Annotated in this window: 17 protein-coding genes and 7 tRNA genes; 12 read left to right on the forward strand and 12 right to left on the reverse strand. The window is 71.1% G+C overall.

Translation table 11 applies throughout. The features are described 5' to 3' along the window. Positions 1 to 37 precede the first annotated feature (37 nt). Positions 38 to 934 (forward strand): phosphoribosylaminoimidazolesuccinocarboxamide synthase, encoded by an 897-nt coding sequence (locus B085_RS0109750; RefSeq protein WP_018558391.1) that lies wholly within the window; start codon positions 38 to 40, stop codon positions 932 to 934. 209 nt (positions 935 to 1,143) lie between these two features. Here the strand turns inward: B085_RS0109750 and B085_RS0109755 are convergent. From B085_RS0109755 to B085_RS0109770, 4 genes are all read right to left on the reverse strand, one after another. Continuing rightward, positions 1,144 to 1,216, reverse strand: a tRNA-Gly gene (locus tag B085_RS0109755). A 402-nt stretch (positions 1,217 to 1,618) separates the two neighbouring features. Continuing rightward, positions 1,619 to 1,691: transfer RNA gene (locus B085_RS0109760), tRNA-Gly, on the reverse strand. 45 nt (positions 1,692 to 1,736) lie between these two features. After that, positions 1,737 to 1,808 (reverse strand) — tRNA-Gly (locus B085_RS0109765). 141 nt (positions 1,809 to 1,949) lie between these two features. Further along, on the reverse strand, positions 1,950 to 2,267 hold the full coding sequence (locus tag B085_RS0109770) for a histone-like nucleoid-structuring protein Lsr2 (protein ID WP_018558392.1): 318 nt from the start codon (positions 2,265 to 2,267) through the stop codon (positions 1,950 to 1,952). A gap of 261 nt (positions 2,268 to 2,528) precedes the next feature. On the opposite strand from B085_RS0109770, the gene purS reads away from it, so the two are divergent. From purS to purM, 9 genes are all read left to right on the forward strand, one after another. After that, positions 2,529 to 2,774 (forward strand): phosphoribosylformylglycinamidine synthase subunit PurS, encoded by a 246-nt coding sequence (purS, locus tag B085_RS0109775; protein WP_026250862.1) that lies wholly within the window; start codon positions 2,529 to 2,531, stop codon positions 2,772 to 2,774. Continuing rightward, positions 2,771 to 3,454, forward strand: coding sequence for a phosphoribosylformylglycinamidine synthase subunit PurQ (gene purQ / locus B085_RS0109780; RefSeq protein WP_018558394.1), 684 nt, complete (start codon positions 2,771 to 2,773; stop codon positions 3,452 to 3,454). The genes purS and purQ overlap by 4 nt, the downstream gene beginning before the upstream one ends. Next, positions 3,451 to 5,700: a phosphoribosylformylglycinamidine synthase subunit PurL gene (gene purL, locus B085_RS0109785; protein WP_018558395.1), complete on the forward strand. Its 2,250-nt coding sequence runs from the start codon at positions 3,451 to 3,453 to the stop codon at positions 5,698 to 5,700. The genes purQ and purL overlap by 4 nt, the downstream gene beginning before the upstream one ends. Positions 5,701 to 5,797: 97 nt before the next feature. Further along, positions 5,798 to 6,736 (forward strand): hypothetical protein, encoded by a 939-nt coding sequence (locus tag B085_RS0109790; protein WP_018558396.1) that lies wholly within the window; start codon positions 5,798 to 5,800, stop codon positions 6,734 to 6,736. Beyond that, positions 6,697 to 6,900, forward strand: a complete 204-nt coding sequence (locus tag B085_RS0109795) for a DUF4177 domain-containing protein (RefSeq protein WP_018558397.1) — start codon at positions 6,697 to 6,699, stop codon at positions 6,898 to 6,900. Before B085_RS0109790 ends, B085_RS0109795 begins: the two co-directional genes overlap by 40 nt. A gap of 46 nt (positions 6,901 to 6,946) precedes the next feature. Next, positions 6,947 to 7,744: a maleylpyruvate isomerase family mycothiol-dependent enzyme gene (locus B085_RS0109800; protein ID WP_018558398.1), complete on the forward strand. Its 798-nt coding sequence runs from the start codon at positions 6,947 to 6,949 to the stop codon at positions 7,742 to 7,744. Positions 7,745 to 7,793: 49 nt separating this feature from the next. After that, entirely contained in the window at positions 7,794 to 8,957 is a 1,164-nt protein-coding gene (locus B085_RS41900; RefSeq protein ID WP_158689703.1) for a hypothetical protein, read from the forward strand. A gap of 200 nt (positions 8,958 to 9,157) precedes the next feature. Then, positions 9,158 to 10,675 (forward strand): amidophosphoribosyltransferase, encoded by a 1,518-nt coding sequence (gene purF / locus B085_RS0109810; RefSeq protein WP_018558400.1) that lies wholly within the window; start codon positions 9,158 to 9,160, stop codon positions 10,673 to 10,675. 28 nt (positions 10,676 to 10,703) lie between these two features. After that, the gene (purM, locus tag B085_RS0109815) at positions 10,704 to 11,771 is read left to right on the forward strand and encodes a phosphoribosylformylglycinamidine cyclo-ligase (RefSeq protein WP_018558401.1); all 1,068 of its coding nucleotides are present in this window, start codon (positions 10,704 to 10,706) and stop codon (positions 11,769 to 11,771) included. 79 nt (positions 11,772 to 11,850) lie between these two features. Here the strand turns inward: purM and B085_RS0109820 are convergent, their stop codons facing one another. Continuing rightward, a complete protein-coding gene (locus B085_RS0109820; RefSeq protein WP_234018540.1) occupies positions 11,851 to 12,219 on the reverse strand; it encodes a DUF3073 domain-containing protein in 369 nt (122 codons plus the stop codon). A 326-nt stretch (positions 12,220 to 12,545) separates the two neighbouring features. Then, positions 12,546 to 13,652 (reverse strand): Leu/Phe/Val dehydrogenase, encoded by a 1,107-nt coding sequence (locus B085_RS0109825; protein WP_018558403.1) that lies wholly within the window; start codon positions 13,650 to 13,652, stop codon positions 12,546 to 12,548. Positions 13,653 to 13,791: 139 nt separating this feature from the next. Between B085_RS0109825 and B085_RS0109830 the strand changes: the two genes are divergently transcribed. Both B085_RS0109830 and bldC read left to right on the forward strand, forming a co-directional pair. Further along, the gene (locus B085_RS0109830; protein WP_051102021.1) at positions 13,792 to 14,682 is read left to right on the forward strand and encodes a hypothetical protein; all 891 of its coding nucleotides are present in this window, start codon (positions 13,792 to 13,794) and stop codon (positions 14,680 to 14,682) included. A 485-nt stretch (positions 14,683 to 15,167) separates the two neighbouring features. Then, positions 15,168 to 15,374 (forward strand): developmental transcriptional regulator BldC, encoded by a 207-nt coding sequence (bldC, locus tag B085_RS0109835; protein ID WP_003949541.1) that lies wholly within the window; start codon positions 15,168 to 15,170, stop codon positions 15,372 to 15,374. A gap of 263 nt (positions 15,375 to 15,637) precedes the next feature. Here bldC and B085_RS0109840 read toward each other — a convergent pair whose 3' ends face one another. The 6 genes from B085_RS0109840 to B085_RS0109865 form a co-directional block, all read right to left on the reverse strand. Beyond that, positions 15,638 to 15,817, reverse strand: a complete 180-nt coding sequence (locus B085_RS0109840; RefSeq protein WP_018558405.1) for a DUF6274 family protein — start codon at positions 15,815 to 15,817, stop codon at positions 15,638 to 15,640. A gap of 166 nt (positions 15,818 to 15,983) precedes the next feature. After that, a tRNA-Asp gene (locus B085_RS0109845) sits at positions 15,984 to 16,058 on the reverse strand. A gap of 72 nt (positions 16,059 to 16,130) precedes the next feature. Beyond that, positions 16,131 to 20,057, reverse strand: coding sequence for an ATP-dependent RNA helicase HrpA (gene hrpA, locus B085_RS0109850; RefSeq protein WP_018558406.1), 3,927 nt, complete (start codon positions 20,055 to 20,057; stop codon positions 16,131 to 16,133). A 262-nt stretch (positions 20,058 to 20,319) separates the two neighbouring features. Further along, a tRNA-Phe gene (locus B085_RS0109855) sits at positions 20,320 to 20,396 on the reverse strand. Between the two features lie 4 nt (positions 20,397 to 20,400). After that, positions 20,401 to 20,475: transfer RNA gene (locus B085_RS0109860), tRNA-Asp, on the reverse strand. 318 nt (positions 20,476 to 20,793) lie between these two features. Then, positions 20,794 to 20,866 (reverse strand) — tRNA-Glu (locus B085_RS0109865). Positions 20,867 to 20,908: the final 42 nt, after the last annotated feature.

Below are 20,908 nucleotides of genomic sequence, written 5' to 3' on the forward strand. Positions count from 1 at the left end.
GAGAATCGGGAACCGAACCGCCGATCGGGGAGGACCCATGTCCGGATTCGTCCACAAGCCCGAGCCCGCGCAAGTACCGGGCCTGGTGCACCTGCACACCGGCAAGGTGCGCGAGCTGTACCAGAACGAGGCAGGGGAGCTGGTGATGGTCGCCAGCGACCGGATGTCCGCGTACGACTGGGTGCTGCCCACCGAGATCCCGGACAAGGGCCGCGTCCTGACCCGGTTGTCGCTGTGGTGGTTCGACCAGATCGCCGACCTGGTGCCGCACCATGTGCTGTCCACCGACCTCCCCGAGGGCGCCCCCGCCGACTGGGTGGGGCGGACGACGGTCTGCAAGCCGCTGGACATGGTCCCCGTCGAGTGCGTGGCGCGCGGCTACCTGGCCGGCTCCGGCCTGCTCGAGTACGACGCCGACCGCACGGTGTGCGGGGTGACCCTCCCCGAGGGCCTGGTGGACGGCTCCGAGCTGCCCGCGCCGATCTTCACCCCGGCCACCAAGGCCGAGGTGGGCGAGCACGACGAGAACGTCAGCTACGAGGAGGTCGCCCGCCAGGTCGGCGCCGACACCGCGGCGCAGCTGCGCCAGAGCACCCTCGCGGTCTACGGCCGGGCCCGGGACATCGCCCGCGAGCGCGGCATCCTCCTGGCCGACACCAAGTTCGAGTTCGGCTTCGACGGTGAGGTGCTGACCATCGCCGACGAGGTGCTGACCCCGGACTCGTCGCGCTTCTGGCCCTCGGACCTGTGGGAGCCGGGCCACGCCCAGCCCTCCTTCGACAAGCAGTTCGTCCGCGACTGGCTGACCTCCGCGGAGTCCGGCTGGGACCGCCGCGGCGAGCAGCCCCCGCCGGCCCTGCCGGAGCGGGTGGTGGAGCAGACCCGCGCCAAGTACATCGAGGCGTACGAGCGGCTCACCGGCCTCAGCTGGTAGCCCGTCCGCGGCCCGCCGTGCCCGCCGCTTCTCTCCGTGCGGCGGGCGTGCGGCGGGTGTGTGCCGGGTGTGTGCCGGGTGTGCGGCGGGTGTGGCCGGGACGCCACGGGCACGCGGTCCGCGTGCGGTGTCCGCGCCGGACGCCGAACGGCCCAGCCGCCCCAGGAACACCGAAGGCCCCGGTCGTCCCGACCGGGGCCTTCCTGCTGAGCGGACGACGAGGCTCGAACTCGCGACCTCAACCTTGGCAAGGTTGCGCTCTACCAACTGAGCTACGTCCGCCTGCTCCGCGCGTTCCCGTGCGGTGCGTCATCCACTATAGCCAACGCGCGGGGCCTTGGGCACACACCCCGGCACGGCGGGTTGCCCGCGTCGTGTCCCGCAGTGCCGGCGACGGGCGCACCGCGCGGGCGAGAGCCCCTTCGCGGACCTGCGGGCGCCCGTGGCCGTGTTCGCCGGCGGACGCCAACTCCGGTCCCACGGCGTGCCGCAGGGCGGCCCACGGCACGCTCGGGCGCCCGGTGCGCGGCCGGCCCCGGAGCGGACAGGGACACCGCGTCGCGGCGATCACCGCCCGCCGGAGGGGAGTTCGGGTGTCCGCCCTGTGGGAACCGTCACACGCCGCCGCGGCCGGGAAAACGAAGAGGACCCCGGTCGATGATTCGACCGGGGTCCTCTTTCAAGAGCGGACGACGAGATTCGAACTCGCGACCCTCACCTTGGCAAGGTGATGCTCTACCAACTGAGCCACGTCCGCACGGCGACTACTGTACCCGATCCTCAGGATCGGTCGAGCAATCAGAGCGGGTGACAGGGATCGCACACTGCGCCTTCCCCCTGGAAGGGGGATGTTCTGCTACTGAACTACACCCGCGTCGCCCGGGAGCCTGGCCTTTCGGCCCGCCCTCGGCGTGCTCCAGACTCTAGCGGATCAACAGGGGTCGCTGTCCAATCGCTTCTTCCGGGTGATTCCCGCGGCGCCCCCGCCTTGCGGTCCGGGGCGCCGCCCGGAGGGTCATCCGGCCTCGGCGTACGCCTCGTAGAGCTTCTTGGGGATGCGGCCGCGCGGCGGCACGTCGAAGCCCCGGGAGAGCGCCCAGGCGCGTACGGCGGCCGGGTCGGGGGCGAGCGAGGTGTGCTTGAAGGCCTTGCCGAGCCGGCTGCGGCGGCGTCCCGCCTCGACGTAGGGCGCGAGGGCCTCGCGGAGCTTGTCGGCGTTGCCGGCGGACAGGTCGATCTCGTACGACTTGCCGTCGAGGCCGAAAGAGACCGTTTCCGCCGCTTCACCGCCGTCGAGGTCGTCGGAGAGCGTGACCACTACGCGCTGCGCCATGGATGCCGGTCCTTTCAATGGAGAAGGCCTGGGGCCTGCGTTGGCCCCGTTGTTGTATCGAAGCCTCAGGGCCGGGGTCAATGCTTTTCCATTTACCGGTCCGCTCTTTTTCGCCGCAACCGCTCGGCCAATTCCTCCGGGCGTCCCGGAGGCAATCCGGCCGACGGATATACCGTGACCATCCTGGAATATCTACCCGCGTAGATTTTTCGGCGGGGTACGGTGGGGACATCTCACCGCAGCACACCACCGGGAGTGACCGTGGCACGCGTCGTAGTCGACGTCATGCTCAAGCCGGAGATCCTCGACCCCCAGGGCCAGGCGGTGCAGCGCGCGCTGCCGCGTCTTGGGTTCGAGGGAATCGCCGACGTCCGCCAGGGCAAGCGTTTTGAGCTCGAACTGGAGGGGCCGGTCGACGACGCCGCCCTCGCCCGTATCCGCAAGATGGCCGAGACCTTCCTCGCCAACACCGTGATCGAGGACTTCACCGTGAAGGTGGAGTCGTGACCGCACGTATCGGTGTCGTCACCTTCCCCGGGACGCTCGACGACCGGGACACCCAGCGCGCGGTCCGCGTCGCCGGCGCCGAACCGGTGCCGCTGTGGCACCGTGACAAGGATCTCCACCAGGTGGACGCCGTCGTCCTGCCCGGTGGATTCAGTTACGGCGACTATCTCCGGGCCGGGGCGATTTCCCGCTTCTCGCCCGTGATGGAGTCGATCATCGCCGGTGCCAAGGACGGCCTTCCCGTCCTCGGTATCTGCAACGGCTTCCAGGTGCTCACCGAGACGCATCTGCTGCCGGGCGCGATGCTGCGCAACAATCACCTGCACTTCATCTGCAGGGACCAGAAGCTGCGCGTCGAGAACAACTCGACCTCCTGGACCGCCGATTACGAGCAGGACCAGGAGATCAGCATCCCGCTGAAGAACATCGACGGCCGCTACGTCGCCGACGAGCGCGTCCTCGACGAGCTGGAGGCGGAGGGCCGTGTGGTGTTCCGCTACGCGGACTGGAACCCCAATGGCTCGCTCCGGGACATCGCCGGCATCACCAACGCCGCGGGCAATGTCGTGGGCCTCATGCCGCATCCCGAGCACGCCGTCGAGTCGCTGATCGGGACCGGCCGCACCGACGGCCTCGGATTCTTCACCTCGATCCTCAAGAAGCTGGTTCACGCGTCATGACACTCGATTCCGTGAAGCACGCCACCGAGACTCCGGACACCGAGCAGCCGTGGTCCGAGCTCGGTCTGAAGCAGGACGAGTACGACCGCATCCGCGAGATCCTCGGCCGCCGTCCCACCGGTGCCGAGCTCGCCATGTACTCCGTCATGTGGTCCGAGCACTGCTCGTACAAGAGCAGCAAGATCCACCTGCGCCAGTTCGGCGAGAAGGCCCCCGCCAACGACGCCCTGCTGGTCGGCATCGGCGAGAACGCCGGCGTCGTGGACGTGGGCCAGGGCTACGCGGTCACCTTCAAGGTCGAGTCGCACAACCACCCCTCGTACATCGAGCCGTACCAGGGCGCGGCCACCGGCGTCGGCGGCATCGTTCGCGACATCCTCGCCATGGGCGCCCGCCCGGTGGCCGTCATGGACCCGCTGCGCTTCGGCGCGCCGGACCACCCCGACACCAAGCGCGTCCTGCCGGGAGTCGTCGCGGGGGTCGGCGGCTACGGCAACTGCCTGGGCCTGCCCAACATCGGCGGCGAGGTCGTCTTCGACGCCTGCTACCAGGGCAACCCGCTGGTCAACGCCCTGTGTGTCGGTGTGATGAAGCACGAGGACATCCACCTGGCCAAGGCCTCCGGGGCCGGCAACAAGGTCATCCTCTACGGCGCCCGCACCGGCGGCGATGGCATCGGCGGCGTCTCCGTGCTCGCGTCCGAGACCTTCTCCGACACCGGCCCGACCAAGCGCCCCGCCGTCCAGGTCGGCGACCCCTTCCAGGAGAAGCTGCTCATCGAGTGCACCCTGGAGATCTTCAAGGAGAAGCTGGTCGCCGGCATCCAGGACCTCGGCGGCGCCGGCCTGTCCTGCGCCACCTCCGAGCTGGCCTCGGCCGGCTCCGGCGGCATGCGGGTCGAGCTGGACACCGTGCCGCTGCGCGACGCGACGCTCTCGCCGGAGGAGATCCTCATGAGCGAGTCGCAGGAGCGCATGTGCGCCATCGTCGAGCCGCGGTACGTCGACCGCTTCCTTGAGATCTGCGAGAAGTGGGACGTGATCGCCACCGTCATCGGTGAGGTCACCGACGGCGACCGGCTGGAGATCTTCTGGCACGGCGAGCAGATCGTCGACGTCCCGCCGCGCACCGTCGCCCACGAGGGCCCGGTGTACGAGCGCCCCTACGCCCGCCCCGCGTGGCAGGACGCGCTCCAGGCCGACGACGCCAACAAGCTGCCGCGCCCGGCATCCGCCGAGGAGCTGCGGGCCCAGGTCCTGACCATGGTCGCCCACCCCAACCAGGCGTCGAAGTCGTGGATCACCGACCAGTACGACCGCTTCGTGCAGGGCAACACCGTGCTGGCCCAGCCGGAGGACTCCGGCATGATCCGCATCGACGAGGACACCAACCTCGGCGTCGCGGTCGCCACCGACGGCAACGGCCGCTACGCCAAGCTCGACCCGTACACCGGGGCGCAGCTGGCGCTGGCGGAGGCGTACCGCAACGTCGCCACCTCCGGCGCCAAGCCGCTGGCGGTCTCGGACTGCCTCAACTTCGGCTCGCCCGAGGACCCGGCCGCGATGTGGCAGTTCGCCGAGGCCTGCCGCGGCCTCGCCGACGGCTGCCTGGAGCTGGGCACGCCGGTCACCGGCGGCAACGTCTCGCTCTACAACCAGACCGGTGACGTCGCCATCCACCCGACGCCCGTCGTGGCGGTGCTCGGTGTGATCGACGACGTCACGCGCCGCACCCCGGTCGCCTTCAAGGACCAGGGCCAGCTGCTCTACCTGCTGGGCGACACCAAGGAGGAGCTGGGCGGCTCCGCCTGGTCCCAGGCGGTCCACGACCACCTCGGCGGACTGCCGCCGGCGGTGGACCTGGAGCGCGAGAAGCTGCTCGGCGAGATCCTCATCTCGGCCTCCCGCGACGGCATGGTCGACGCGGCGCACGACCTGTCGGACGGCGGGCTCGTCCAGGCCGTCGTCGAGTCCTGCCTGCGCGGCGGCAACGGGGCGCGGCTGGTCGTGCCGGACGGCCTCGACCCGTTCGTGTTCCTCTTCTCGGAGTCGGCGGGCCGGGCGGTCGTCTCGGTGCCGCGCAGCGAGGAGCTCCGCTTCACCGACATGTGCGGTGCGCGCGGTCTGCCCGCGACGCGGATCGGTGTCGTCGACGGTGACGCGGTCGAGCTGCAGGGCGAGTTCAGCATCGGCCTGGACGAGCTCCGCACGGCTCACGAGGACACGATCCCGGCCCTCCTGGCCTGATCCGTCCGCCCTCCGCACGCGCCCCCGTGCCGCCAGGCGCGGGGGCGCGTTGCCTGGGCCCTGACCGCGCGGCGGTGCTTGGCCTCATACTCCAGGCGTGAGCGAGCGCGACACCCCCGGCGAACTGCCCCGGTGGCGCAGCCGTGACGCCATGCGCTGGACGGCGTGCCGCCCCGCCGCGTGGGCCCGGCCGCGCTGGGGTGCCCTGGCGCTCGTGGCGGCCGCCGCAGCCGCCGCCGTGGCGGCCCCGGAGACCTTCGGGGCGGCGCACTACGGGCTGGCGGCCGTCCAGTTGTACTGGCTCCGCAGACTGCCGGGACTCACCCTCGTGACGGCCCCGGTGCTCGCCGCACTCCTGGTCTGGCGGGTCGAACCGCAGGCCGCGGTCCCCGCCGTCGCCGCGCTGCTGCTGTGCTGGTGCGGGGCCCGGCACCGTACGGCGTTCCACCGCCGGCAGCGGCTGCTCGCCGCCAACGCCGCCCGGGGCGTACGGCTTCCGCTCCCCGAGCCCCTCCCGGCGCTGCGCCGCGGTCTTGCCACCATCGCCCTCGGCTCGCTGCTGTGCGCGGCCGCCGTTCCGACGCCGACCCGCCTGGCGGCGCCGGCGGGCGGTGCCCTGCTCGCGGTGGGCGTCGTGGCCCGGGTGCGGGCGGGCGCCCTGCGGCGCGGCGCCCATCCGGTGCCGCGCGTGCTCACCCCGGAGGACGAGGACGGCCGTACGTGGGTGTTCGCGGCCGACGACCACGCGGGCCGCAGGGCGCTGTTCTCCTGCCCGGTGGACCCCGAACCCGAGCCGCCGTCCGGGTTCCGCGGCGACGCGCTGCGGACCTCCCTGCTGTTCGGGACACCGTACGAGGGCGCCGAACTGGTGCTGCTCTCCGCCGACTCCGAGGACGGCACCCCTCGTCGACCGGGCGGCGGGACCGGTCCGGCCCGCGTAACCCGGCGGTACTACTGTGCGTTCCGCAACCACCGGTACGACAAAGGGTGTCAACGATGCACGAGTACAAGGTCGTCAGCTTCCGCGAGTCGCTGATAGGCGACGCCATCGACGACGACAAGCTGGAGAAGACGCTCAACAAGCACGCCGAGGACGGCTGGCAGCTGAAGGCGATCACCTCGGCCGACGTCAAGGGCCGCATCGGCCCGGGCGCCGTGCAGGGGCTGCTGCTCACCTTCGAGCGCCCGCGCCAGGCCTGATCGCCGGGTCGGGGGTGCGGGCCGGGCCGGCGCGTAGGCTGCGGGCATGCCGCCCGCCGCCCGCAAGGCCCGCACCTACGACCCCGCCAGGACCCGTGCCGCGCTCACCGCGCAGGTAGGCCACGTCGTGGGCGCGGCCCGCGGACTGACGGAGGATCGGCTGACCGCGCCCTCCGGGCTGCCGGGGTGGGACGTGCGCGTGCTGGTCCTGCACGTCGCCCGGCAGGTGGAGGCCGTCGCCCGGGTGGTGGCCGCGCCCGCCCCGGCGAAGGCTGACCTCGACCTCGCCACGTGGGTCCGCTCGGCGGCGTGCTTCGCCGGCCCGCCGGCCGACGGCACCCGGGAGGCCGCTACGGAGGGCGCGGACGCCGCCGCCCGGCTGGAGGAGGCCGCCCAGGGGCTCGCCGGGGTACTCGACGAGGCGGTGGCGCCCGAGCGACTGGTGGCCGTCCCGCCCGGCGCGATGCGGTCCACGGACTTCCTGGTGACCCGGCTCTTCGAACTGGTCGTCCACAGCGACGACCTCGCCCGGGCGACCGGTGTGCCCGTCCCGCTGGAACGGCAGGCCGTCGCCGCCGTCGTACGGCTCCTGGCGGACACCCTCGCCGTCGCGGTGCCCGGCAACTCCGTCGAGGTCCGCGTCCCGCCGTACGCGGCCGTGCAGTGCGTGCCCGGGCCCCGCCACACCCGGGGCACCCCGCCCAACGTCGTCGAGACGGACCCGCTGACCTGGATCCGCCTCGCCACCGGCCGTACGTCCTGGGCCGAGGCCCTCGCCTCGGCGGCCGTCTCCGCGAGCGGCGAGCGCGCCGACCTGGCCCCGTACCTCCCCCTGCGGGGCTGAGGCCGCCCCTGCCGCGGGCAGGTCGTACGCGCGCGTGCAGAATGCGCTCGTGAATCCGATCACCTCGCCGGAGGACATACCGGCCCGCCCCTGGCTCCGTGCCGACACCCATCGATGGGCCATGGCGCGGCCGGCCGTGTGGGCTCGGCCCTGGTGGCCCGCGTCCGCCCTGCTGATCTCGGTGATCGCGGCCATCGGGCTGGCCCCGGTCGAGCCGTGCACGGGCGCCGCGCCCTGCGGTCCGGAGTGGCTGGACGCCGTGGGGTCGATCGGCTTCTTCGCGCAGGTGGTGTGGCTTGTCGTGCTGCCGGAGGCAGCGCTGGTGGCGGGACCCTTGCTGCTGCTGTGGATGCTCGATCCGTCCACGTGGTCCGGCGGGCCGGCCGAGTGGGCGGCGGACACGGGCGTGGTGGTCTCGCTGTGCTGGGGCTGGGCCGCAGTGGTGCTGCGGCTCAGGGCACGGCGGGTGCAGCGTGGTCTCGCGTCGGAGGCGTCCGGCGGCGTGACGTCCGCGGTGCCGGCACCGACCGTGCGGGTGCGGCGCGGAGCGGTCCGGATCGTTGCGGGGCTGGCTGGGCTGGCGGCCGGAACGGCTGCCGGTGTGTTCGCGGTCCTGGGGGATCGTGCGGACGAGGCGCACATGGCGGTGGCCGAACGGGTCGACGCGAAGCTGTTGGACAACCGCGCCGACGCCCAGGTCGTCGTCCGCCTCGCGGACGGGACCCGGCGACGCGTCGACGTGATGTTTCCCGAGGACTACGAGCGCGGCTCGACCGTCACTGTCCTCGTCGACGGCGACTGGGTACGGCTGGCGGCGGAACCGTACGGGGACCGCCTGGGCCTGCAGCTCCTCACGCTGCTGGGAGGCGCCGCCGGCGGCGGTGTGCTGCTCTCCGGGGGCCTGACCGCCGCCCGCGCGAGGGTCCTGCGCGGCGGGCCGGCTCCCGTACTGCGGGTGGTCGCGGTGCGGCACGGTGGGTTCACCGGGATCTTTCCCGCCGACGGAGGGCAGGCCGACCCCGTGCTGACGTTCCGGACGGTCGGGCCGGCCGCGCAGTGGCCGCGTGAGGGTGTGCTCTACGGCCTGCCGTCCGAAGGGGCGGAGCTCGTGCTGCGGACCACGACGCCGTACGGGCAGGTGGTGGCCGAGGCCACCACATCCCCGGTACGCGCGCGGCCGCTCCAGCGTCACCCGGAACACGTTCGCGAGTAGCGCAGCCCTGGGCGGGGCGGGCCGGGCGGGCAGTCCACGCGCTGACCCCGGGGAGCCGACCGCCATGGTCCGCGACCCCGGACTGCGTCCCTAGACCAAGGTCACATGCCCAAGTGCCCCATGGGTTTACGCGCATAGAACGCGCTTTTGTCGGGTTCCCCCGTTCGGACGACACCGGAACCTGCCCTAGACTCGGTGCCGTGCCACGTGGTGACGGACGACTCAACCACGACCTGCTCCCCGGCGAGAAGGGCCCCCAGGACGCTTGCGGCGTCTTCGGTGTCTGGGCCCCCGGCGAAGAGGTCGCCAAACTCACCTACTTCGGGCTGTACGCCCTGCAGCACCGCGGACAGGAGTCCGCGGGCATCGCAGTGAGCAACGGCTCCCAGATCCTGGTCTTCAAGGACATGGGCCTTGTGTCCCAGGTCTTCGACGAGACCTCCCTCGGCTCCTTGCAGGGCCACATCGCGGTCGGGCATGCCCGTTACTCGACCACCGGCGCGTCGGTCTGGGAGAACGCCCAGCCCACCTTCCGCGCCACGGCCAGCGGCTCCATCGCGCTCGGCCACAACGGGAACCTCGTCAACACCGTCGAGCTGGCCGAGATGGTCGCCGCGCTGCCCCAGGGCAACGGCCGGGCGACCAGGGTCGCGGCGACCAACGACACCGACCTGGTGACGGCGCTGCTCGCCGGGCAGGTGGACGAGGACGGCAAGCCGCTGTCCGTCGAGGACGCCGCCCGCAAGGTGCTGCCCGACGTACAGGGCGCCTTCAGCCTGGTCTTCATGGACGAGCACACGCTCTACGCCGCCCGCGACCCGCAGGGCATCCGCCCGCTGGTGCTGGGCCGCCTGGAGCGCGGCTGGGTCGTCGCCTCGGAGACCGCCGCGCTGGACATCGTGGGCGCGAGCTTCATCCGCGAGATCGAGCCGGGCGAGCTGATCGCCGTCGACGAGAACGGGCTGCGCGCCTCCCGCTTCGCCGACGCCCGCCCCAAGGGCTGCGTCTTCGAGTACGTGTACCTCGCCCGCCCCGACACCGACATCGCGGGCCGCAACGTCTACCTCTCCCGGGTCGAGATGGGCCGCCGGCTGGCCAAGGAGGCCCCGGTCGAGGCCGATCTGGTGATACCGACCCCGGAGTCCGGCACGCCGGCCGCGGTCGGCTACGCCGAGGAGAGCGGCATCCCGTACGGCTCGGGCCTGGTGAAGAACTCGTACGTGGGCCGGACCTTCATCCAGCCCTCGCAGACCATCCGGCAGCTGGGCATCCGCCTGAAGCTGAACCCGCTCAAGGAGGTCATCCGGGGCAAGCGCCTGGTGGTCGTGGACGATTCGATCGTCCGCGGCAACACGCAGCGCGCGCTGGTCCGGATGCTCCGCGAGGCCGGGGCCGCGGAGGTCCACATCCGGATCTCCTCGCCGCCGATCAAGTGGCCGTGCTTCTTCGGCATCGACTTCGCCACCCGCGCGGAGCTGATCGCCAACGGCCTGTCGGTCGACGAGATCTGCAAGTCCCTGGACGCGGACTCGCTGTCGTACATCTCGATCGACGCGATGGTCGAGGCGACCACGATCGCCAAGCCCAACCTCTGCCGGGCCTGCTTCGACGGCGAGTACCCGATGGAGCTGCCGGACCCCGAGCTTCTCGGCAAGCACCTTCTGGAGACCGAGCTGGCCGGCGGCCCCGACGCGGCCGACGCGCTCCGTCGCCCGTAAGCATTCGACGCAAGGACACAACACAGCCATGTCCGAGAACACCGGTGCCAGCTACGCCGCGGCGGGAGTCGACATCGAGGCGGGCGACCGCGCGGTCGAGCTGATGAAGGAATGGGTGGGCAAGGCCACCCGCCCGGAGGTCGTGGGCGGTCTCGGCGGCTTCGCCGGGCTCTTCGACGCCTCCGCGCTCAAGCGCTACGAGCGGCCCCTGCTGGCCTCCGCCACCGACGGCGTGGGCACCAAGGTCGACGTCGCCCGGCGCATGGGCGTCTACGACACCATCGGCCACGACCTCGTCGGCATGGTCGTCGACGACCTGGTCGTCTGCGGCGCCGAGCCGCTCTTCATGACCGACTACATCTGCGTCGGCAAGGTCTTCCCGGACCGGGTCGCGGCCATCGTCAAGGGCATCGCCGAGGGCTGTGTGCTCGCCGGCTGCGCCTTGGTCGGCGGCGAGACGGCCGAGCACCCGGGTCTGCTGGGCGAGGACGAGTTCGACGTCGCCGGCGCCGGTACGGGCGTGGTCGAGGCCGACCGGCTGCTGGGCGCGGATCGCATCCGTAAGGGTGACGTCGTGATCGCCATGGCGTCCTCCGGTCTTCACTCCAACGGGTACTCGCTCGTCCGGCACGTGCTCTTCGACCGGGCCGGCTGGGCACTGGACCGGGACGTGCCGGAGTTCGGCCGCACCCTCGGCGAGGAGCTGCTGGAGCCGACCCGCATCTACTCGCTGGACTGCCTGGCGCTGACCCGTACGACCGAGGTGCACGGCTTCTCGCACATCACCGGCGGCGGTCTGGCCAACAACCTGGCCCGGGTCGTCCCGGACCACCTGCACGCCACGGTGGACCGTTCGACGTGGACGCCGGGCGCGGTGTTCGGCACGGTCGGCGAGCTCGGCGGCGTGGAGCGGCTGGAACTGGAGAAGACCCTGAACATGGGCGTCGGCATGGTCGCCGTGGTGCCCGAGGGCTCGGTGGACGTGGCGCTGACGACGCTGGCCGACCGTGGCCTCGACGCCTGGGTGGCCGGCGGGATCGTGGAGCGCGGCGAGCACGCCGAGGCCGTCGAGCTGACCGGGGACTACGCGGGCTGACGGGTCTGAGCAGCACAAAGCCCGGTCCGGACGGTGCCCGGACCGGGTCAGTGGTCAAGCTGGAACGGAATGTGCTGCGTCAAGCGCGACGGCGTTGCGATGAGGACTGGGACTCGTCGTCCTCGTCGTCGTCCTCGTCGTCGCCGTAGAGATCCGCGTACCGTGCGTACGGGTCGTCTTCCAGCTCGTCGTCATCGTCGTCTTCCTGTACCTCCGGATTGACCGGCAGTGTCGACGATGCGCCCAGCTCTTCGGCCAGACGTGAAAGGTCCGTACCGCCGCTGTTGTACTTCAGCTGGCGGGCGACCTTCGTCTGCTTGGCCTTGGCCCGGCCGCGCCCCATTGGCTCGACCCCCTCAACGGTGGGGCTCGACGGCCCCGAGTCTTGACACGCGTTCACGATGTGGAACGGGCCCTCGGGTGAGAGTCCCGGTCCGTAGGACTTCAACGGTACCTGCTTCCGAGGCCGCACGGTACGTCGCCCGCACGACGCGCGTCGGAGCAGGAGCCGTCGATGGCCCCGTCCTGGCTGGTCAGTCGCGATTTTACCTTCTTCCGCCGCGGTCTGGCTGCCGGGGCGTGGTAACGGTCGGATGTCCGGCCCGCCGTCCTCGTCGCCGAGGCCCGCCGGAAGCCGCCCCGACACGCGAGGACGCGCGCACACCGTACGTCGGGAGCGCCCCGCGGGTGTCCGCTTTGTGATGTAAGACACGCCCCTTCACGCGCGGACGGGGGCGTGCCGGAGGGGCCGCGGACGTGCCGCGGCCCCGTGGGTCACGGGCGCAGCCAGCTCTCCGCCGAGGTGCGCTCGGCCATGCGCTGCTCGGCCAGCCGGTCGGCGGCGGCGGCCGGCGGGATGCCGTCGGCGGCGGCGCGCTCGAAGATGGCGAGCGTGGTGTCGAAGATCTTCGTCGCCTTGGCGCGGGCCCGGTCGAAGTCGAAGCCGTGCAGCTCGTCCGCCACCTGGATCACGCCGCCGGCGTTCACGACGTAGTCGGGGGCGTACAGGATGCCGCGGTCGGCCAGGTCCTTCTCGACGCCCGGGTGGGCGAGTTGGTTGTTGGCCGCGCCGCAGACGATCGAGGCGGTGAGGGCGGGCACCGAGTCGTCGTTCAGGGCGCCACCGAGCGCGCAGGGCGCGTACACGTCCAGCGGCGTGCGGACCAGGACGTCAGCGTCGGAGACGGCGGTTACCCCCGGGTGACGGGAGATGATCCGGTCGACGGCCTCGCCCCGAACATCGGTGATCACCACCTCGGCGCCGTCCTTGAGCAGGTGCTCCACCAGGTGGTGGCCGACCTTGCCGACGCCCGCCACGCCCACCCTGCGGCCGCGCAGCGTGGGGTCGCCCCACTTGGCCTGGGCGGAGGCTCGCATGCCCTGGAAGACGCCCCAGGCGGTCAGCACGGAGGAGTCGCCGGCGCCGCCGTTCTCGGGCGAGCGGCCGGTGGTCCACTGCGGGGCGGTGCGGGAGACCACGTCCATGTCGGCCACGTAGGTGCCGACGTCGCAGGCCGTGACGTAGCGGCCGCCGAGCGAGGCGACGAAGCGGCCGTAGGCCAGCAGCAGCTCCTCGGACTTGTCCATGTCCGGGTCGCCGATGATGACGGCCTTGCCGCCGCCGAGGTCGAGGCCGGCGAGGGCGTTCTTGTACGACATGCCGCGGGCGAGGTTGAGCGCGTCCTCGACCGCCGCATCGTCGGAGGAGTACGCGTGGAAGCGGGTGCCGCCGAGGGCCGGGCCCAGGGCGGTGGAGTGGATCGCGATGACGGCCTTGAGGCCACTGGCGCGGTCCTGGCACAACACGACCTGCTCGTGACCGCCCTGCTCCGATCGGAACAGCGTGGAGACGATGCCGGGTGTCTGACGTACGTCGGTCACTGTGGTGACTCCCGAATGTCCAGAGGTCGCCCTCCGGGTGGGTGGGGGAGGGCCGGTCGGCAGAAGACTAGAACCACCCGGCCCTGAACATCTTCCCAGTGTCGTGGATCACTCCCCGTGCCGGAAGCGACGTGGGACGATGCCAGGGCGCGGAAGCCGTCACGAGGGAGCGGGTGTGGGCTTGTCATCGGTGCTGGTCCCGTACGCGGCGTATCTGCGGGTGTACGAGCCGCTGGCGGCCTTCCCGGAGCCCGACCGCGGCTACTGGTACCGGTACGCCGCCCAGGGCGTGCAGCGGACCGCACAGGACGAACTGCGCCAGTCGCTGGCCGGTCTGCTCTCCGTCCCGCCCCTCTCCGTCCCGGTCCGGGAGAGCGGGGAGGCCTTCGTCGCCGTCGTGGACGGCGTGACCCACGTATGCCCCTGGCGCACCCGGTTGCGCGGCTGGCTCGCCCTGTCCGAACTGGTCGAGGAGTTCCCCGTCCCCGTGGTGGACGCGGTGCTGCCCAGGGCCACGCGCGAGCAGGCGGAGGCCGACTTCGCGGCGTGGCGGGCGGAGAAGCCCGAGAACGCCGACGCCCGGCCCTGGATCCGCGGGGCGACGTGGCACGTCCCGGTGCGCTGGTTCGCGCTGTTCGACGACTCCGAGCGGGAGTACGAACCCGCGGGCGCGGGCGAGTCCAAGCAGCCGGTGATGCGTTACCGGACGCCGATGGTGCAGGCGCGCCGGCGGACGGCTCGGGCGCTGCGGGTGCTCAAGGATTCACTCGAAGAGGGACCTTTGATCGACGGCCTGGTAGATGTAGGGCGTTGGCTCGAGGAGTTCCACCCGCGTTCCCTGGTCGAACTCGACTACGGGGGGCTCGTCCACGCCATCGCACCGGACTCCCTCGCGGGGGACCGGTCCGCCGCCGACGTGGCGGACGCGTTGGCGGCGCTGCGGGACGAGGACGGCACCCGGGCCGGCGAGGCGTACGAGCGGCTCACCGACCGGTGGCGGGCCGTCCGGGAGCTCCAGTACGCGAGTTGAGGGACCGTCGGGAGCCGGCGGGTGGGCGGCGGGACTTTGGTCCTGAGTCCGGCCGACCGGTACCTTTGGCCTAAGCGTGACCTAAAGCACGTTTAGGGGTCTTGCCCTCATCCCCACCCCCCATGACAATATGGGACATCGGGTCCGGAAGGACCTCTTTCCGCTCGCTCTGAGTGGAATGTCCGGTATTGCATCCCCTTGAGGTGGGGCTGTGGCTCGTGGGTTGGCTGTGACTGATCGTCACCCAGGTGTGACTGTCCGTTATGGCCCGGTCCATCGGCTTCCGTCGAGCTTAGACACCTCAGAGGGCAAATCCATCGGTTTGGCCGACACGGCTGGACAGATGGTGTAGTTGTAGTGCCAAGGACAAGCCGTTCGTCCTATTACCGACTCGGCCCGCGTCCGCCATTTCGGGCAACGCGGGTCAAGGTGCAGAATTTAGAGGAAAGAACCGTGTTGGTTCGGTTCTCTCGAGGAGGCCGCTCATGACCGCTCGCACCCCTGATGCCGAGCCGCTGCTGACCCCCGCTGAGGTCGCCACGATGTTCCGCGTGGACCCGAAGACGGTCACGCGCTGGGCCAAGGCTGGCAAGCTCACGTCCATCCGCACGCTCGGCGGGCACCGCCGCTACCGCGAGGCGGAGGTCCGTGCACTGCTCGCGGGCATTCCGCAGCAGCGCAGCGAGGCCTGACCTGAACAAACGGACGTCCGCGCGGGGCCCCCAACCCGCCACGACGTCCGATCCGAAGGGTCCCTGCCCCCATCAGGGAAGCCCGTAGGAACGTTGATCGCATCGGAGTCCGCCGGCTCCGGTGCGATCTTTTTTGTGCGTGTGGTGTGTCCGTGTTGTGAGGACTGGGCCCTCTGTCATGAGTGCAATTGCACATATTAAATTGACGGTCCCACAGGAGGCCCCAAGTTCCCTCAGAGTCAGAACTTTTCGCGTGACTCCCGTCACACGCCGGAGTCCTGTTCCTCTCCGCTCTCCTGCGGTAGTGGGACGGCCGCGCGCCGCAGCGCCGGCCGCATCAGCCGGTGGCACACCGGGCAGTGCCGGGTGAGGTGCCGGCGCCCGCCGCCCGCCGCGGCCGCCAGGTGCGCGCGCAGCAGTGCCCGCGTCACGTCCCGGGGCATCGGGCCCGGTCCCTCGGCGTCGCGCTCATGTGCCAGGGGTACCACGCGTGAACGGACGGAACCAGGGGACCGGTCCCCTCCGCAACCGCATCGCGGCCACGGCGGCCGCCGCGCGCACAGCAAGAAGGCCCGCGTCCTTCGCTGGACGCGGGCCTTGCATTTGCTGCGGTCCTGACGGGATTTGAACCCGCGGCCTCCACCTTGACAGGGTGGCGAGCACTCCAAACTGCTCCACAGGACCAGGTTTCGCGGCCGTCGTTCCTTGGCCGCGAGGAAGACTGTACAGCAGGTCAGAGGGTGATTGCGAACCCGATCAGCCCCAGGCTTCGTCGAGGGCCTTGAAGATGCGTTTGTCCGATACCGGGAACGCCGTGCCGAGGGCGTGCGCGAAGTAGCTGACCCGCAGTTCCTCGACCATCCAGCGGATCTCGCGCACCCGTTCGGGGAGCGGCCGCCCTGCCGGCTGGGCGGCCAGCAGCTCGGCGTACTCGGTCTGGATCTCCCGGACCTTCTCCATGCGCGTGGTGTCCCGCTGGACGCCCGTGGGCATCTGCTGCAGCCGCCGGTCGACGGCCACCAGGTAGCGGAGCAGGTCCGGCAGCCGGCGCACCCCCGTGGACGTCACGAAACCGGGCCCCACGAGGGCCTCCAGCTGCTCCTTGACGTCCGCCAGGTTCGCCACCAGGGCGAGGCTCTGGGTGGCCTTCAGACGGCGCTCACAGGCCTGCCAGGCGGCCAGCACCTGGCGCACCTGGGCGACCGTCCTGACGGTCAGCTCGACGAGGTCGGCGCGCACCGAGTCGTACAGCTTGCGGAAGGACTCCTCGTCCCAGGCGGTGCCGCCGTGCTCGGCCATGAGCCGGTCGGCGGCCGCGGTGACGCAGTCGTCGAAGAGGGCGTTCACCGAGCCGTGCGGGCTGCGCGACAGCGCGAGCTTGTCCTGGTTGGACAGCCGGTCCGCGGCGAACTTCGCCGGGTTCGCGGGCACGTTCAGCAGGATCAGCCGGCGGGTGCCGCGCCACATCGCCGCGGCCTGCTCGGCCTCGGTGTCGAAGAGCTGCACGCCCACGCTCTCGCCTTCGTCGACCAGCGCCGGGTACGCCTTGACCGGCTGCCCGGACCGCCGCGTCTCGAAGGTGCGCGGCAGGGTGCCCACCGTCCACTGCTTCAGCCCCGTGCGGCGCTCGATGCCGATGGACCCCGCGGCGTCGAAGGCCTTGCTGATCGCGGCCTTGGTCTTCGGCCGCAGCTGCAGCTTCAGCGCCTCCAGGTCCTTGTCCTCGGCGAGCTTGCGCCGGCGCTCGTCGGTCACCCGGAAGGTGATCTTCAGATGGTCCGGGACCTTGGCGAGGTCGAAGTCCTCGGCGGTGACGGGCACGCCCACCATCCGCTGCAGTTCGCGGGCGAGCGTCTCGGGAAGGGGATCCTGCACGGGCACGACCCGGTCCAGGAATGCCTTCGCGTAGTTCGGCGCCGGCACGTAGTGGCGGCGGATCGCCTTGGGCAGCGAGCGGATCAGCTCGGTGACCACGTCCTCGCGCAGGCCCGGGATCTGCCAGTCGAAGCCGTCCGGGGTCACCTGGTTGAGCACCTGCAGCGGGATGTGGACGGTCACGCCGTCCGCGTCCGCGCCCGGCTCGAACTGGTACGTCACGCGGAGCTTGAGCTTCCCCTGGCGCCACGAGTCGGGGTAGTCGTCCTTGGTGACGGCCTCGGCGTTCTCGTTGATCAGCATGGACTGCTCGAAGTTGAGCAGCTCCGGCTCGTCGCGGCGCTTGTGCTTCCACCACGAGTCGAAGTGCGCGCCCGACACCACGTGTTCGGGGACCAGGCGGTCGTAGAAGTCGAAGAGCGTCTCGTCGTCGACGAGGATGTCGCGGCGGCGCGCCCGGTGCTCCAGCTCCTCCACCTCGGCCAGCAGCTTCCGGTTGTCGTGGAAGAACTGGTGGTGGGTGCGCCAGTCGCCCTCGACGAGCGCGTTGCGGATGAACAGCTCGCGGCTGGTCTCCGGGTCGATCTTCCCGTAGTTGACCTTGCGGTCGGCGACGATCGGCACGCCGTACAGCGTCACCTTCTCCAGCGCCACGACCGCCGCCTGGTCCTTCTCCCAGTGCGGCTCGCTGTAGGAGCGCTTCACCAGGTGCTGGGCGAGCGGCTCGATCCACTCGGGCTCGATGCGGGAGTTGACCCGCGCCCACAGCCGTGAGGTCTCCACCAGCTCGGCGGACATGATCCACCGCGGCGGCTTCTTGAAGAGCGACGAGCCGGGGAAGACGGCGAACTTGGCGCTGCGGGCGCCCAGGTACTCGTTCTTGCTGTCGGTGTCCTTCAGCCCGACGTGCGACAGCAGGCCCGCCAGCAGCGACTGGTGGACGTGCTGGGCGTTGACCTCGTGGTCGCCCTCGGCGAGGTGGATGCCCATCGTCTTGGCGACCGTGCGCAGCTGGCTGTAGATGTCCTGCCACTCGCGGATGCGCAGGTAGTTCAGATACTCCGTGCGGCACATCCGGCGGAAGGCCGAGGAGGACAGCGCCTTCTGCTGGTCGCGGACGTAGCGCCACAGATTGAGCAGCGCCATGAAGTCGCTGGTCTCGTCGGCGAAGCGACGGTGCTTCTCGTCCGCCTGCTGCTGCTTGTCCTGGGGGCGTTCGCGCGGGTCCTGGATCGACAGCGCGGCCGCGATCACCATGACCTCGCGTACGACGCCGTTGCGCTCCGCCTCCAGCACCATGCGGGCCAGCCGCGGGTCCACCGGCAGCTGGGAGAGCTTGCGGCCGGTCTGGGTGAGCTTCTGCCCGTCGAGGGCGCCAAGCTCCTGGAGCAGCTGCACGCCGTCCTTGATGTTCCGGGCGTCCGGCGGGTCGATGAAGGGGAAGCGCGAGATGTCGCCCAGCCCGGCCGCGGTCATCTGCAGGATGACCGAGGCCAGGTTGGTGCGGAGGATCTCGGCGTCGGTGAACTCCGGGCGGGACAGGAAGTCGTCCTCGGAGTACAGCCGCACGCAGATGCCGTCCGCGAGCCGGCCGCAGCGGCCCTTGCGCTGGTTGGCGCTGGCCTGGCTGATCGGCTCGATCGGCAGCCGCTGCACCTTGGTGCGGTGGCTGTAGCGGGAGATGCGGGCCATCCCCGTGTCGATCACGTAGCGGATGCCCGGGACGGTGAGCGAGGTCTCCGCGACATTGGTGGCCAGCACGATGCGGCGGCCCGTGCCGCGCTGGAAGACCCGGTGCTGCTCGGCGGAGGACAGCCGCGCGTACAGCGGCAGGACCTCGGTGAGGCGCAGCTGCCTCTTGTTCAGGGCGTCGGCGGTGTCGCGGATCTCCCGCTCACCGGAGAGGAAGACCAGGATGTCGCCCGGGCCCTCGGCCTGGAGCTCGTCCACCGCGTCGCAGATCGCGGTGATCTGGTCGCGGTCGATGTCGTCGGCGTCCCCGTCTCCTTCCGCCAGCAGCGGGCGGTAGCGCACCTCGACCGGATACGTACGCCCGCTGACCTCGACGATCGGGGCGTCGCCGAAGTGCCGGGAGAAGCGCTCCGGGTCGATGGTGGCGGAGGTGATCACGACCTTGAGGTCGGGGCGGCGGGGCAGCAGCTGGGCGAGGTAGCCCAGGATGAAGTCGATGTTGAGGCTGCGCTCGTGCGCCTCGTCGATGATGATCGTGTCGTACTGCTGCAACTCGCGGTCGGTCTGGATCTCGGCCAGCATGATGCCGTCGGTCATCAGCTTGACCAGCGTGTTGTCGCCGACCTGGTCGGTGAAGCGGACCTTCCAGCCCACCGCCTCGCCCAGCGGGGTGTGCAGCTCCTCCGCCACGCGCTCGGCCACCGTGCGGGCGGCGATCCGGCGGGGCTGGGTGTGGCCGATCAGGCCGCGGACGCCGCGGCCCAGCTCCAGGCAGATCTTGGGAATCTGCGTGGTCTTCCCGGAACCGGTCTCGCCGGCGACGATCACGACCTGGTGGTCGCGGATCGCCGCGAGGATCTCGTCCTTCTTCCGGCTGACCGGCAACTGCTCCGGATAGCTGATCGCGGGTATGGCGGTGCGCCGCGCCTCGACCTTCAGCGCGGCCTTGTCGATCTCCGCCCCGATCTCGGTCAGCACGGCCGAGCGGGCCTCGGGCTTGCGGATGCGGCGTGCGCCGTCCAGGCGACGGCCGAGGCGGTGCGCGTCGCGCAGGGAGAGCTCGGCCAGTCGTGCGCCGAGCTCGCCGAATGCGGGGGAGGGGGGCTGCGTAGACATACGCGTTCCAGCATCGCATCCGCCGCGCCCCACGGGCGAACGCATTACGCCCGTGCGTTCCCGCCCCGCGGGCCCGGGCGGCCGGGGTGCGGCGGTGCCGGTGGGGTCCGGTCACGGCACCGGTGCCGCGGCGCGACTCGGCGCCGCGTGACGTCAGTTGCCGCCGGGCCGGCGGGCACCCGGTCGGCCGCCACCACGAGGGCGACGGCGCCCACCGTGCGGGCAACGCGAAACCCCCGCCGAGGATCTCGACGGGGGTTGCTGGTGGCTGGGGCCGGGGTCGAACCGGCGACCTATCGCTTTTCAGGCGATCGCTCGTACCAACTGAGCTACCCAGCCAGCGCGGTCCTGACGGGATTTGAACCCGCGGCCTCCACCTTGACAGGGTGGCGAGCACTCCAAACTGCTCCACAGGACCTTGCTTTGCGCTCTGCGCGAGAGACAGTCTCCCACACGTTCGTGCGTGCTCCCAACGGGATTCCGCCGCGCTGTGCGAGGGACGGATCGCCGTATGCCTGGCTCCCGGTCGATGATTCTCGGTGACCGGTCGGACACGCACTGGCGGGCCGATCTCGCTGGACCAGCGTATCAGACCCAGGGTGGTGCGACGCACGTGTGACCTGCGGGCCTGCGGCGGACGGCACCGGTGCGGGCCCGGAAAACACAGAAGGCAGCGCCGCCGGTGAACCGGCTGCACTGCCAACGCGCATGGCCTGCGGGACGACGCAGACGTATGTGCCCCCAACGGGATTCGAACCCGTGCTACCGCCTTGAAAGGGCGGCGTCCTGGGCCACTAGACGATGAGGGCTGAACGGTCCGCCGGCGGATCTTCGGCCATCGGACGCGTCAG

The organism is Streptomyces sp. BoleA5 (assembly GCF_000373665.1).
Lineage (GTDB): Bacteria > Actinomycetota > Actinomycetes > Streptomycetales > Streptomycetaceae > Actinacidiphila.